Origin of the sequence: Streptomyces longisporoflavus (assembly GCF_014649775.1) — a bacterium.
GTDB lineage: Bacteria > Actinomycetota > Actinomycetes > Streptomycetales > Streptomycetaceae > Streptomyces > Streptomyces longisporoflavus.
The window spans coordinates 46,528-60,290 of sequence record NZ_BMTR01000033.1; the positions used below are offsets into that span (position 1 = coordinate 46,528).

General features: G+C 72.3%; 12 protein-coding genes. 9 read left to right on the top strand and 3 right to left on the bottom strand.

Annotated features, from left to right (window positions below; genetic code table 11):
- Window positions 1-12: 12 nt before the first annotated feature.
- From IE226_RS38015 to IE226_RS38050, 8 genes are all read left to right on the top strand, one after another.
- Complete coding sequence (locus tag IE226_RS38015) at window positions 13-981, top strand: ABC transporter ATP-binding protein (protein WP_190086079.1); 969 nt, start codon at window positions 13-15, stop codon at window positions 979-981.
- The gene (locus tag IE226_RS38020) at window positions 978-1,811 is read left to right on the top strand and encodes an ABC transporter permease subunit (protein ID WP_190086080.1); all 834 of its coding nucleotides are present in this window, start codon (window positions 978-980) and stop codon (window positions 1,809-1,811) included. Before IE226_RS38015 ends, IE226_RS38020 begins: the two co-directional genes overlap by 4 nt.
- Before the next feature lie 60 nt (window positions 1,812-1,871).
- Window positions 1,872-2,945 (top strand): alpha/beta hydrolase, encoded by a 1,074-nt coding sequence (locus tag IE226_RS38025; RefSeq protein ID WP_190086081.1) that lies wholly within the window; start codon window positions 1,872-1,874, stop codon window positions 2,943-2,945.
- Window positions 2,946-3,116: 171 nt separating this feature from the next.
- Window positions 3,117-4,460, top strand: a complete 1,344-nt coding sequence (locus IE226_RS38030) for a hemolysin family protein (RefSeq protein ID WP_190086097.1) — start codon at window positions 3,117-3,119, stop codon at window positions 4,458-4,460.
- The gene (locus IE226_RS38035) at window positions 4,457-5,479 is read left to right on the top strand and encodes a hemolysin family protein (protein ID WP_190086082.1); all 1,023 of its coding nucleotides are present in this window, start codon (window positions 4,457-4,459) and stop codon (window positions 5,477-5,479) included. The genes IE226_RS38030 and IE226_RS38035 overlap by 4 nt, the downstream gene beginning before the upstream one ends.
- A 142-nt stretch (window positions 5,480-5,621) precedes the next feature.
- Window positions 5,622-6,035, top strand: coding sequence for an N-acetyltransferase (locus IE226_RS38040; protein WP_190086083.1), 414 nt, complete (start codon window positions 5,622-5,624; stop codon window positions 6,033-6,035).
- A 72-nt stretch (window positions 6,036-6,107) separates the two neighbouring features.
- Window positions 6,108-6,842: a hypothetical protein gene (locus IE226_RS38045; protein WP_190086084.1), complete on the top strand. Its 735-nt coding sequence runs from the start codon at window positions 6,108-6,110 to the stop codon at window positions 6,840-6,842.
- A 98-nt stretch (window positions 6,843-6,940) separates the two neighbouring features.
- Complete coding sequence (locus IE226_RS38050; protein ID WP_190086085.1) at window positions 6,941-7,777, top strand: DUF1206 domain-containing protein; 837 nt, start codon at window positions 6,941-6,943, stop codon at window positions 7,775-7,777.
- Window positions 7,778-7,800: 23 nt separating this feature from the next.
- Here IE226_RS38050 and IE226_RS38055 read toward each other — a convergent pair whose 3' ends face one another.
- The 3 genes from IE226_RS38055 to IE226_RS38065 all read right to left on the bottom strand — a co-directional run bounded on the left by IE226_RS38055 (window position 7,801) and on the right by IE226_RS38065 (window position 11,422).
- Window positions 7,801-8,589: a VOC family protein gene (locus tag IE226_RS38055; RefSeq protein ID WP_190086086.1), complete on the bottom strand. Its 789-nt coding sequence runs from the start codon at window positions 8,587-8,589 to the stop codon at window positions 7,801-7,803.
- 57 nt (window positions 8,590-8,646) lie between these two features.
- Window positions 8,647-10,305, bottom strand: a complete 1,659-nt coding sequence (locus IE226_RS38060) for a sigma-70 family RNA polymerase sigma factor (RefSeq protein ID WP_229871804.1) — start codon at window positions 10,303-10,305, stop codon at window positions 8,647-8,649.
- Window positions 10,306-10,543: 238 nt separating this feature from the next.
- Window positions 10,544-11,422: an alpha/beta fold hydrolase gene (locus IE226_RS38065; protein ID WP_190086087.1), complete on the bottom strand. Its 879-nt coding sequence runs from the start codon at window positions 11,420-11,422 to the stop codon at window positions 10,544-10,546.
- 179 nt (window positions 11,423-11,601) lie between these two features.
- On the opposite strand from IE226_RS38065, the gene IE226_RS38070 reads away from it, so the two are divergent.
- Window positions 11,602-13,665 (top strand): AfsR/SARP family transcriptional regulator, encoded by a 2,064-nt coding sequence (locus tag IE226_RS38070; RefSeq protein WP_190086088.1) that lies wholly within the window; start codon window positions 11,602-11,604, stop codon window positions 13,663-13,665.
- Window positions 13,666-13,763: the final 98 nt, after the last annotated feature.

The window sequence follows — 13,763 nt, forward strand, 5'->3', positions numbered from 1 at the left end:
AGCGTCGACCGCATGATCGAAGCACGGGAACTCACCAAGAGGTACGGCGGCAGGACCGCCGTCGACCGGCTCTCTTTCACCGTCCGCCCCGGCCGCGTCACCGGCTTCCTCGGCCCGAACGGCGCCGGAAAGTCGACCACCATGCGCATGATCCTCGGCCTCGACGAACCCACCGGCGGCGCGGTCACGGTCAACGGACTGCGCTACGACCGTCTCGCCGCCCCCCTTCGCGAGGTCGGCTCCCTCCTGGACGCCAGGGCGGTGCACGGCGGACGCACCGTACGACAGCACCTGCTCGGCTTGGCCCGCAGCAACAAAATCGCCGGAGGCCGGGTCGACGAGGTCCTCGAAGCGGTGGGCCTCACGGAGGTCGCCGGACAGCGGGCCAAGGCACTGTCCCTGGGCATGGGCCAGCGTCTGGGCATCGCGGCCGCGCTACTCGGCGACCCCGGCGTCCTCATCCTCGACGAGCCGGTCAACGGCCTGGACACCGAAGGCATCCGCTGGATCCGCGACCTGCTCACATCCCTCGCCGCCGACGGCAGGACCGTGTTCCTCTCCAGCCACCTCATGAGCGAGATGGAACTGACCGCCGATCACCTGATCGTGATCGGCCGCGGCCGGCTCCTCGCGGACACGGACATGAGGGACTTCATCGAGAGCAACTCCCGCGGCGTCACCCTCCTGCGTACGCCCGACTCCGAGGCGCAACGCATGCGGGTCTTTCTCGACGCGGCGGGAGCGTCCGTACGTCTCGACGCGCGCGGCGGCTGGCGGGTCGGCGGTCTGTCACCCACGGAGATCGGCGAGCTGGCCCGCACCCATGGCCTGGCGATCCATGAGCTCACCCCGGTCTTCTCCTCCCTGGAGGAGGTCTACACCGACATGACGCGGGCCTCGGTGGAGTACCGGGGCACGGCCACGACCACGGGCACGACGACGTACGAAGCCGAGGCAGAGGAGAAGGAGCCGGTCCGATGAAGACAGCAGCGTCCACGGCAGGCACGACAGCCAAGGCAGGCACGACAGCCACGGCGGGCACGGCTGCGGCAACCGCCCCGGCCGCCCCCGGCTTCCGCGAAGCCCTCGCCTTCGAGTGGACCAAATTCGCCGGACTGCGCTCCACCCGCTGGACCCTCCTGGCTACCGGCCTGCTCACCGTCGTCGGCGCGGTGTTCGTCGGCCTGAGCGGCAGTCTGCAGCCCGACGACACGGTGCTCGGCGGCAGCCTCACGCTCGGCGTCGTCTCGCTGATGGTCGCGGGCGCGCTGGGCGCGCTGACCGTGTGCGGCGAGTACGCGAGCGGCACCATCGCCGCCACCCTCACCGCCGTACCGCGCCGCGGCAGGGTGCTCGCGGCGAAGGCGGCGCTGCTCACCGGCCTGCTGTACGCCACCGGGCTCGTCTCCTGCGCGGCGGCGTATCTCGTCGGCGGCGCGGTCCTGGAGGACGGCAAGTACGCCGGGGGCGAGCCGCTGCCCGCGCTGTTCGGCATCGCCGGTCTCTTCGCGCTCGTCGGGCTGCTCGGCCTGGCGGTCGGCACCCTCATGAGGCACTCTGCGGGGGCCGTCGTCACCGTGGTCGGCGTCCTGCTGCTGCCGTCCCTGTTCGGCCCGCTGCTCGGCGATCTACGGCGCTGGGTCGCGGGGGCGGTGCCGACCGCCGCCCTGGAGAAACTGACGCAGACCTCGGACGCGAGCCCCGAAACGGTAGGCAGCCTCGGCGCCTGGCCCTCGCTCGGCCTGGTAGCCGCATACACCGTGCTGCTGCTCGGCGTGGCCGCGTGGCGCCTGCGGCGGCGCGACGCATGACATACCGGCCCGGGGCCAGGCCCAGGGGCCCGGATGGACGACACCCCACGGAGGAACATCATGCAGACCCCACGACGGCCGTTTTCCCGCCCGCTTCTCTCACGCCCCCTCTTCTCACGCCTGCTTCTCGCCCTCACCACGGTGTTCACGACGGCCCTCCTCGCTCCCCAGCAGGCAGCGGCAGCCGTGGACGACTCGGGCGGCAGCCCACCCGAGGTGATCCGCGAGAAACGGCTCGCCCCCCGATTGGTCGAACTCACCCTGCATTCAGCCGCGTTAGGGCGCGAAGCCAAGGTGCGCCTGCTCACCCCCGACGGCTGGGAGCGGCGGGCGCCCGGCGATCGCTGGCCGGTGCTCTATCTGCTCGCCGGCGGCCACGGCGATCCCGAGGCCTGGACCCAGGATTACGCGGTGCACGAGTTGCCCCGACTGCGTGATGTCCTCGTGGTGATGCCGGAGATGCCGGTGTTCGGCTTCTACAGCGACTGGTGGAACCACGGTGAGGGCGGCCCGCCCGGCGTGGAGTCCTTCCACCTGAAGGAAGTGCGCCCGCTCCTCGAACGTCGTTACGGCGCCGGAACCCGCCGCGTGGCCGCGGGGGAGTCCCAGGGCGGCTTCGGGGCCCTGTCCTACGCCGCACGCCACCGGGGTCTGTTCCGGGCCGTGGCCAGCTACAGCGGCTACGTCCATCCGCTCCAGCACCCCCACGCGGTCAAGGCCGGCCTTGACTACATGGGCATGGACTGGCGCGCCCTCTGGGGCGATCCCGTCGCGCAACGCGCCAACTGGCAGGCGCACGATCCCTACTACCTCGCGGAACGCCTCCGCGGCACTCCCGTCCATCTGTCGAGCGGCGACGGCACCGCGGGTGCCCTCGACCCGCCTGGGGCGGAACCGGACCCGCATGTGCCGGGTCTCGAAGACCCGGCCGACCCCTTCCCCGAGGACGTCGTCTCCCCGACCGAAGCGATCATGGGCGAGGAGTCGCGGACCCTCGCCGCCCGCCTGACGGCGGCAGGCACCCCGGTGACCACGCACTTCTACGCGGGAACCCATTCCCCGCCGTACTGGAGCAGGGAGCTGCGCCACTCCCTGCCGGGCCTCCTGCGGGCCCTCGGAACCCCGTCCGCGTAGCAGCCAGCAGCCGGCACTTTGCGATTCTTTTACAGTGGGTGTAGAAGTTAGCCATACTTCTACACCCACTGTCGTTGTGCGGTACCGGGTCGTCCCGTCCGGCGTGGCGGGACATCCCGGCCGCACCGAGAATGACGGGCACGCCCCTTCATCGGAACGGAGCCGCTGTTGCTGTCCGCCGTGCTCGGTCTGCTCGCCGTCCTCGTCCTCACCGCGGGCACCGGATACTTCGTCGCCCAGGAGTTCGCGTACGTGGCCGCGGACCGCCTGGCGCTCGCCCGCGAGGCGGCAGCGGGCGACCGGCGGGCGGCCCGTGCCGTGCAGGTGCTCGGGCGGCTCTCGTTCATGCTGTCGGGCGCTCAGCTCGGCATCACCGTCACCGGTCTGGTCGTCGGCTTCCTCGCCGAGCCGTCCGTCTCCGGGCTGCTCAAGCCCGCACTGGACGGCACCGGCCTCTCGGACGGCGTGGTCTCCACGCTCTCCGTGGTCCTCGGCTTCGTCGTCGCGACCGTGCTCCAGATGGTCGTGGGCGAACTCGCCCCCAAGAACTTCGCGCTGGCCGTCCCCGAACGGCTCGCGAAGTCCCTGGCCGCCTCCACGCTGACGTACCTGAAGGTCGTCGGACCCGTCGTCCGCGTCTTCGACGGCGCCGCCGACCGACTCCTTCGCAGGTTCGGCATCGAACCCGTCGAGGAACTGCATCACGGCGCCACCCTCGAAGAACTCAGCCACCTCATCGGCGAGTCCCGCGAACACGGCCAGCTCCCGCGCGAGAGCGCCGAACTCCTCGACCACGCCCTGGAGTTCTCCGAACGCACGCTGGGCGAGGTCCTCGTGCCGCGGGCGGACGTCACGTTCGTACGCAAGGACGCCACCGCGCACGAGGCGGTCCGGCTCATCGCCGGACACGGGCACTCGAACTACCCCGTCATGGGCGACCATCCCGACGACGTCGCCGGCGTCCTCGGGGTCCGCGAGCTGATGCGGCTGCCCGCCGACCGCCTCGACCGCACCACGGCCGGCGAACAGGCCCGCAGGCCCCTGCTGCTGCCCGACACCCTGCCGCTGCCGGGAGCGGTGGCGCAGATGCGCGAGCGCGACGACGAGTTCGCCGTCGTCCTCGACGAGCACGGGGGCGTGGCGGGCATCGTGACGTACGAGGACATCGCCGAGGAACTCGTCGGGGACATCGCCGACGAGTCCGACACCGTCGTCGAACTCGCGGTCGCGGACGGCGCGGGATGGTTCGTCGACGCGGGCCGCCGCCTGGACGAGGTGGCCGACGCGACCGGCATCGACTTGCCCGAGGAGGACGACTACGACACCGTGGCCGGGCTCATCGTGGACCGGCTCGGCCGCTTCCCGGCCATCGGCGACCGCCTGACCGTGCGGCTGTCCGACGGCAGCCCCGTCGCCATCGTCGTGCTCGGCCTCGACCGGCACGTGCCCGAACGCGTACGGATCGAGCGCCTGCCCGGCGCGGACGTGCCGACCGCCGAGGAGACCACGGCATGAGCTTCCCGCAGGCACTCTTCGTCACCGTCCTGCTGCTGATCGCCAGCGGGTTCTTCGTCGCCGCGGAGTTCGCCCTGGTCGCCGCCAAACGCCACCGCATGGAGCGCGCGGTCGCCGCAGGGCGGCGCGGTGCCAAGTCGGCGCTCGCGGGCATGCGCGAACTGTCCCTGATGCTCGCCGGAGCCCAACTGGGCATCACCGTCTGTACGTTAGGCCTCGGCTCGGTCTCCAAGCCCGCCATCTCCCACGAACTCGATCCGCTCCTGGCCAAGCTCGGCCTGCCCGCCGGGCTCAGCTACGGCATCGCCTTCGCGCTCGCCATGATCGTCGTGGTGTTCCTGCACATGATCGTCGGCGAGATGGCCCCCAAGTCCTGGGCCATTGCCCACCCCGAGCGCTCGGCGATGCTGCTCACCCCGCCCTTCCGCGCGGTGGTCAAAGTCGTACGGCCGCTGCTCACCGTCCTCAACAAGGTCAGCAACGCCCTCGTGCGCCTGTGCAAGGTCACCCCGCGCGACGAGCTCACCTCGGTCCACAACCGCGAGCAACTCACGCACCTGGTCCAGGAGTCGTGGCGGCTCGGACTCATCAGCGAGACCGACTCCGGCCTCATCACCACCTCGCTCACCGCGCCGCTGACCGCGGTCGGTGACCTCCGGACCGCCGCCGCGCAGATCACGTCCGTACCGGCCGACGCGGGCATCGACGAGGTCCTCGCGGTGGCCGCGGCGAGCGACCGCACCCGGCTGCTCGTCAGGGACGGCGCCACCGTCCTCGGCTCGGTGCACGCGCGCGACGCCCTGGTGGCGCGCGCCCGCGGCCGCGCCCTGACCGCCCGCGAACTGGCGCGGCCCGTCCCGGAACTGGCCGCCGACGACACCGTGGCCCACGCCGTCGAGGAACTGCGCCGCCGCCGCGCCTCCCTCGCCGTGCTCTGTGACGAATCGGGCCGCCTCACCGGCCTGGTCAGCCTGGACGACCTGCTTGCCCGCCTGATGGAACCGCGGCAGCCCGCCTGATGGCCCCCGGTGCGCCCCTCGGGGCACGAAGAAGCACCCGTGACGGGGATGTACGGGTGTCGGGTCCTGTGGCTACTGTGCTCGCCATGCCCCGTGCCGACGCGGTCACGCCCCGTCACCCCGCACGCGAGAGTGCGGCGCCGTGAAGTTCCGGAGACCGCCTCCACCCTGCCCGCGGGCGGTCACCTACCGATGGGCCCCGGCGGCAACCGCGGCGGGCTGTCAGGTCATCACGCTCCTGGACGGCAGGGGCCGCGACATCGGGCACGTCGACTACCAGGTGTGCCATCCCTGCGGCGCCGCCCACGTCAACACGATCGCGATCGCAGGACCCTGGCAGGGCATGGGCCTGGGACGCGAGGCACTCCACCGCGCCGCGGACCCCTGGCCCACATACGCGTGGTCCACCTCCCGGCAGTCGTCCGAGGGCCGCAAGTTCTTCGCCGCGATGGCGGAGGAGACGGGCATGGACTTCGTGCCGGGAGCAGAGGGATGCCCCCACATCACCGCTCAGCCACCGGGGCCGGGGCCCAGAACGGGCGGGGTCCTGCTCTGAGACGGCCAAGGAGGGTGCCAAGGGGCCGAGCTGTCTGTCGCCGGGCGATCCGCACGCGATAGCGTCACGGCCGTGACGATCAACGCCCGTGGGACCACCGCAGACCCGGCAGGACAGACCGAACCGGCAGGACAGACCGACCCCGCCGGACAGGCCCAACCCGCCGGACAGGCCGAGGTGTTTCGCGGACAAGGGCGTACCGCGCAGCGCATCGCCGACTCCGTCGCGATCCTGACACCGGCCCTGCTCTTCGTGGTGCCGGTTCTGCTGGTCCGGGCCCGGTTGATCGACGACGGATTCCTCTTCCTCAATCTGGTCTCGCTGATCATCAGCGCCCTGGTGGCGTCGTATGCCCCGATGGGCTGGCGGGCCCGCCTGCACGGAGACGATCTGCTCTCCGCCCGCACCCTGACCGGGCGGCGCACCGTCGATCTCGCCCGGCTCACCAAGGTCGGCCGCCTGGAGGTGCCGGGCCAGACCCGGACCGACGACCGGCTGATCCTCACCGACGCGCACGGCGTGCGGCTCATCCTCGACAAGCTCGCGGGCAGCGACCAGACGGTCGACGCCCTGGTGCTCAGGGCTCTGCGGCGCAGGCCGCCGGGCGCGGGCGTGGTCGTGTCGGACCGGGCCGCCGAACGCCTCGACCTGCGGACGGAAGTGCGCCGCCCGCACGGCCGCCTCAAGCCGGGGCGCGCCATCCGCGAGGGACTGATCGGCTGGGTTCCGCTGCTCGGGCTCCTCGTGATCGCACCGGTGGGTTTCGGCTTGTTGGCGGCAGGCCTCACGCTCTCCGGCGTCATCTGAGGCACCGGGGACGAGAGCCGCCAGGAATGACCGGCCGTTGACGGGGGCACTCGGAGGTCCGGCGCGTACCGCGAGGCCAAGTTTCCGGGGAGGACACGATGGCGCTGTCTTGGGTGCACTCACGAGGCCGTACCGGCAAGAGCGCGGCCCGGCGCTCGGCGGAGCACGAATCGCTGACGGCGGCAGGCCGGGCGGGCTTCGTCGCCCGAGGCGTCGTCTACGTCCTGATCGGCGCGCTCGCCCTCCAGATCGCCTTCGGCGGCAGTGGCGAACAGGCCGACCGGCAGGGCGCGTTGGCCCGGGTCGCCGAGCAGCCCTTCGGCGGGGCGATGCTGTGGGCGCTGGTCGTCGGCTTCGGCTGCATGGCGTTGTGGCGCGGCGCCGGCGCGCTGGGGAGGCGGGGCCGGCGCCACAAGCGGGCATCGCGGGCCCTCGATGGCGGCAGGGCGGTCTTCTACGCCTTCGTCTGCTGGGCTACCGCCGTGTACGCCGCCGGCGGAAGCCAGGGTTCCAGCGGTGACGCCCAGTCGCAGGGCTGGACGGCGACCACGCTCGAACTGCCCTACGGCCGACACCTGGTGGGCGCCGCCGGCTGTGTGCTGATCGGCGTCGGCGTGGTCCTGGCCGTACGTGCGTTGATGCGCCGCTTCTTGCGCCGGCTCGACCTCCGCGCCCTCAAGGGCCGTACGCGGAAGATTGTCACCATCCTGGGCGTGACCGGCGGTGTCGCGCGCGGCGCCGTGTTCGCCGCGGCGGGCGTCTTCATCCTGACGGCGGCGCTCCAGGCCGACCCCGACGAGGCCAAGGGCGTGGACGCGACACTCCGCAGCTTCGCGCAGACCCCCGCGGGACCGTGGCTGCTTGCCGCCGTCGCGGCCGGACTCGTGCTCTTCGGAGTCTTCTCCTTCGCCTCGGCGCGCTGGCGGAAGCTGTGAGGGCTCCGTAACCACGGAGCGCCTCAGGCGAACGAGGGCATCTCGCCTTCGGTTGTCGACAGGTCGACGACGCTGAAGACGGCGTCCTGCTGGTCGGCGACCGTGGCGAAGCGGCCGAAGGGGCTGTCCATCGGGCCGGAGAGCAGCCGACCGCCGAGCTTGGTGACGGTGACGATCGCGGCATCGCAGTTGTCCACCGCGAAGTGCACGTTGAGGTACGGCGGCATGTCCGGCGGGTACTCGTCGGTCATCCCGAGGCGGCCGAGCACCGGTCGGCCGCCGACCCGGAAGACGCGGTAGTCCACGTCGTCGACGTCCATCGTCCGCACCTCGAAGGGGAACACGGCGGGCAGGAACGCGTCCGCCGCCGCGGGGTCCCGGGTGGTCAGCTCCGCCCAGCAGTACGCGCCGGTCTCGCCCGTCTTCTCGAAACCCTCATGGGCACCGGCCTCCCAGACGCTGAAGTACGCGCCGCTGGGCTCCCTGGCCGTCATCATGGTGCCGAACTCGCCCACCTGAGTCGGCTCCACGGCGAGGGTTGCGCCGTTCTCCCGGATCTTCGCGGCCGTCGCGGCGGCGTCGGCCGCGGCGAAGTAGAGATTCCAGGCGGCGGGCCCCTCCACGCCCTGCATCCGCGGGACGACCGCGGCCACGGCCCTGCCGTCCGAGCGCGCCTGCGTGTAGCCGCCGAACTCCTCCGAGCCGGAGTCGAACGTCCAGCCGAGCAGTTCGCCGTAGAAGCTCTTCGCGGCCTCCACGTCAGGAAACATCGCGTCCGCCCAGCAGGGCGTGCCTTCCGGGTACGCGGACATCGCGAGGGCCTCCTCATGAGGGGTTCCTGTTGATTGCACGCTATGCGAACGCCTTGCTCACCGCGCGCCGAAGTTCTGCGTCCACCAGGGGCCGCCGCTGCCCTGCCGGTAGCCGATGCCGATCTCCTTGAAGGAGCAGTTGAGGATGTTGACCTTGTGGCCGGAGCTGTTCATCCAGGAGTCCATCACGGCCGCCGGGGTGCGCTGACCCGCGGCGATGTTCTCCCCGTAGGTGGACCACCGGTAGCCGGCCGCCGTGACCCGGTCGCCGGGGTCCTTGCCGTCGGGGTTGGTGTGGTCGAAGAAGTCGCGCTCCGCCATGTCCTCGGAGTGGCCCTGAGCCGCGTCGTTCAGCTTGCTGTTGAGGGTCACCGCGCCGCAGCCGCTCTTGGCGCGCTCGGCGTTCACGAGCCGGGTGACCTCTTGGCTGAACGAGCTGTTGCCTGCCGGTGCCTGCGGGGCCTGGGGCGGGCTGCTGGTGCGGGTGGGCTTCGGGGTCGCCTTCGGCTTCGGCGCCTTCGACTTGGTCTTCGACGGCGTGGCCTTGGGGGAGGGCTTTTGGGTCTTGCCGGGCGACGCGGAGGGTGACTTGCTCGGCTTGGACGCCGTCGTGGTGGGAGCGGCCGGGGAGGGCGGCTGCGACGCGGTGAGCGTCTTCGCTTCGGTCTCTTCGCCGTCCGAGGGGCGTGTGGCCGAGTAGATGACCCCGGTCGCGACGACGAGCACGGCAAGTCCGGCGGCGACCGTACGGCCCTTGCGCGGCATCCGGTGGTGGCGCTGCGCGGCATGTCTGGCCGGGGCGCTGCGGGCGCCGGATATCTCGTACGTGTTCCCGGCCGTGGTGAGCGCGTCGTTCCCGGCCGCGGTGTGCGCGTCGGGCGATATGTGCGGTGAGCCGGCCAGGTGGTGCGCGTCGGCCGCGCTCGCCGCGCGTATCGCGCCCGGGGCGGCGAGCGCGGCGGTCGGCGGCACCAGGGCCACGCCCACGAGCAGCCGCTCGGCGAGCACCAGGCCCGCGCCGTGCCCCGAGCACATCGCGCAGTCACGGACGTGCCGTGCCAGGCGCTTGCGCCAGAGGGAGGAAGGAGCGCCGTCCCACGTGGCCGCCACGTCGCTCAGGTACGGACACCGGGGCTCCGCGGCAAGGGCGCGGACCACGATCCGGGCCGTCTCCAGCTGGGTCTTCATCCGCTGCACCCGGACCGTGGCGTGCTGCGTCGGCAGCTCCATGGCGGCGGCGACCTCGGCGCGGGTCAGCTCCCCGGAGACCTCGAGCCACCACAGCGACAGGAGCGCGCGGTCGTCGGTGTCCAGCCAGCGGGTGGCCTCCGCGACCTCCCGGCGCTGTCCCACCAGGCCCAGCCGGATGATGGTCAGGTCGACGAAATCGGCGCCGGGGTCCACGACGTCGTGCTCCTCGTGGAGCGGGCTCGGGTTCTTCTGCCCGGACGCGCGCTGTTGCCAGTGCCTGCGTATCTCGTTCATGGCGATGGCCACGAGCCAGGACCGGAAACTGGCCGGTTCGCGGAGCGAGGACAGGCCCGCGAGCGCCCGCAGCATGGTTTCCTGCACCACGTCGTCGACGTCGGCGTGGCCGTCGAGCGCCCGTCCGACGATGTTGTAGACCAGCGGCAGGTATCCGGCCACCAGGTCGTCCTGCGCCTGCTGGTCCCCGGTCTGCGCCGCCGTCACCAGAGGATCGTGTTCACCGATCATGGACTGCCTCACTCGCTTTCGTCGTCGGCACGTTCTGGCCTTACACCTGGGAGACCGCGTGAGCGCTCGGCGATAACAGAAATCCGCGAACGGAAATCTGCGGCGAGCATACGCACCCGGTCAGAGACGAAGGCGCGTATGCCCGCCTATCCGGCTTACCGGATATGCGCCGTTGGTGCGCACTTCCACTGCTCCGACCGGTGAAGGGGGCGCGAGGCGAAGGGGCGGACGCCGGGCTTCAGCGGGCGAGCAGGTCCCGCAGCGCCCCGGCGATCTCGGCGGGCGCTTCCTCGGCCATGAAGTGGCCGCAGCTGACGGACGTGTGCCGCAGGTCAGGCGCCCAGGCGCGCCACAGGGCCGCCGCGTCGAAACCGAGCGCGGCGCCCCAGTCCTGCTGGAGCACGGCGACCGGCATCGCAAGGCGGTTTCCGGCGTCCTTGTCGGCGCGGTCGTGGTCGACGTCGATGCCCGCGGAGGCGCGGTAGTCGGCCACGATCGAGGGCACGGCGGCCCGACAGGCGTCCAGATAGGCGGCCCGTACGTCGGAGGGGATGGCCCCCGTGTCGTTCGTCCAGATGTCGAGGAAGTGACCGAAGAACGCGTCGGGCGACGCGGCGATCATCTTTTCCGGCAGACCGGGCGGCTGGGCCATCAGATAGAGGTGGAAACCGACGGCGGCCGTGACGCCGTGCATCACGTCCCACATGTCCAGGGTGGGCAGCACGTCGAGGCAGGCCAGATGCGTGATCGTGCCGGGGTGGTCGAGCCCGGTGCGGAACGCCACCAGGGCCCCGCGGTCGTGTCCGGCGAGGGCGAAGCGCTCGTGCCCCAGCGCACGCGCCACGGCGACGACGTCCGCGGCCATGGTGCGCTTGGAGTACGTGGTCCCGTCCGTCTCCGCGGGCTTGTCGCTCGCCCCGTAACCACGCAGGTCGGGGCAGATCACCGTGTGATCGGCGGCGAGATCGGCGGCGACGTGCCGCCACATCAGATGGGTCTGCGGAAAGCCGTGCAGCAGCACGACGGGCGGGCCCGAGCCGCCGACGGCGACGTTCAGGCATACGCCCTCCGCGACGGGCACGCGCCGATAGGTGAAATCCTCGATGGCAGGGCTCATGGTGCGTTCCTTCGCTTCCTTCGCTTCGTTCGTCTCTTCCGCGTGGCGGAACAGGTGGCTCCGAGCCTGCCGGGCGCCGATGAGCATCCAATGAGCGCGCTACCGTGACCAGGGGCGATGCCCGCGGGAGACACCCATGGGAAGGCCCAGGGCGGTGCCCACGGAAAGGGTGGTCAAGGGTGCAGGTCTCGTTCGGGGTCCTTGGTCCTGTGGTGGCCAGGGACGGCGCCGGGGACGCCATCGCGCTGAAGGGCCCGCGGCACCGCGCGGTGCTGGCCCGGCTGATCGTCGCCCGCCGTCACGTCGTCCCCGTGGACCGCCTTGCCGACGACCTGTGGGCGCAGCCGCCCCGGGACGCGGTCGGGGCGGTACGTACCTTCGTGGCCGCCCTGCGCAGGGCCCTCGAACCGGAACGCCCGCCCCGTACCCCGGCCAGGCTGCTCGTCACCGAGGGGCCGGGATACGCCCTGCGCGCCGAGCCCGGCACGGTGGACGCCTGGCGCTTCGAGCAGGCGGTGACGGCCGCGGCGAACCTGCGGCCGCAGGACGCCCTCGATCGCCTGGAGGAGGCCCTCGGCTGGTGGCGCGGTTCTGCCTACGCCGAGTTCAGCGAGGAGAGCTGGGCCCGCACCGAGCGCTCCCGCCTGGGCGAACTGCGCTTGCACGCCGTCGAGTTGCGGGCCGGGGCGCGCCTCGACCTGGGGCGTGCCGCCGACGCGGTGCCGGATCTGGACGCACATGTGGCCGAGCACCCCTGGCGCGAGGACGCCTGGCGGCTGCTGGCACTCGCGCTCTACCGCACCGGACGTCAGGGCGACGCCCTCGCGGTGCTCCGCCGGGCCCGCGCGATCCTGGCCGTGCAGCTCGGCGTGGACCCCGGCCCCGCACTGCGCCGCCTGGAGGCCGACATCCTCGGCCAGGCCCACCACCTCGACCCCGCCCCTCCCCGGGCCGCCGACGCCGCGAAAGACGCCGCGGAACGGGTGTGGGCCCGGGCCGCCACCGCCTACGACCGGACCGTGTCGTCCGGGGCCCGCGCCCGTCTCGACTCCACGGTCGGGCTGCTGCGCAACCTGGCGGTGACCGGAGGCGGCGGCCTCCAAGCCGCCCGCGAGCACCGCGTGGCGGCCATCGAGGCGGCGGAGGAACTGGGCGACGCGGAGCTCACCGCCCGCGTGATCGGCGCGTACGACGTACCGGCGATCTGGACCCGCGTCGACGACCCGCGGCAGGCCGCCCGGGTCGTGGCGGCGGCCGAGCGCACCCTGGCCGCACTGCGGCCCGACGCGCACCCGGCGGCGCGGTCCCGCTTGCTGGCCACCGTCGCCCTGGAGTCGCGCGGCACACATTCGGCGCGCGGCCCGCAGGCCGCCCGGCAGGCCGAGGAGATCGCCCGCCGTCTCGACGACCCCGCGCTGCTCGCCTTCGCCCTCAACGGCCGGTTCATGCAGACCTTTTCGCGCGCGGGACTCGCCGCCGACCGGGATGCGATCGGCGCCGAGCTGGTCGCCCTGTCCGCCCGCAACGGCCTGACCACCTACGAGATCACGGGCCACCTCATCCGCCTCCAGGCCCGCAGCGCACTCGCGGACTTCCCGGCGGCCGACGGCCACGCGAAAGCCGCCGGCCTCCTGGCGGAACGTCACGAACTGCCGCTGGTGGGCGTGTTCACCGACTGGTACGCGGCACTGCGGCTCGCCGCGACGGGACAGACACCGGCAGCCGAGGCCGCTTACGGGAAGGCCGCCGCGCGACTGGACGGCGCGGGCATGCCCGGTCTGGAGCACGGACTGCTGCCGCTTGCCCGACTGTGCCTGCGCCTGGCGGGCGGGAGCAGCGACGGGGAGGAGGGCGGGAGCGGCGACGAGGGAGCGGACTGGGGTCCCCAAAAGGGAACGGCCGGGGGTCCCTGCGAGGAAACGGACTGGGGCCCCTACGAGCCTTGGGTCCGTCCCTTGCTGCTGCTGGCCGAAGACCGCCGCGCGGAGGCGGCGAAGGCGCTGCGCCGCCTCCCCGACCCGCCCCGCGACCTGCTCCTCGAAGCCTTGTGGTGCCTGGCCGCGCGAGCGGCGATCGCTGTCGGCGACCGCGAGATGATGGAGCGCGCTCTCACCGAACTGGCGCCGGCAGTAGGGGAGTTGGCGGGAGCGGGCAGCGGTCTGCTCACGCTGGGGCCGGTCGCGCGGTATGTGGACGACCTCGCCGCGGCCCTCCGGGGCGGGAGTGCCGCGCGGCGGACCTGACCGGTGCAAGCACCGGTCAGGCCTACTGCTTTCGGTCAGCCCTTGCGGGTGTTGACCTCTTCGGTGAGGGCGGGGACGACGTCGAAGAGGTCGCCGAC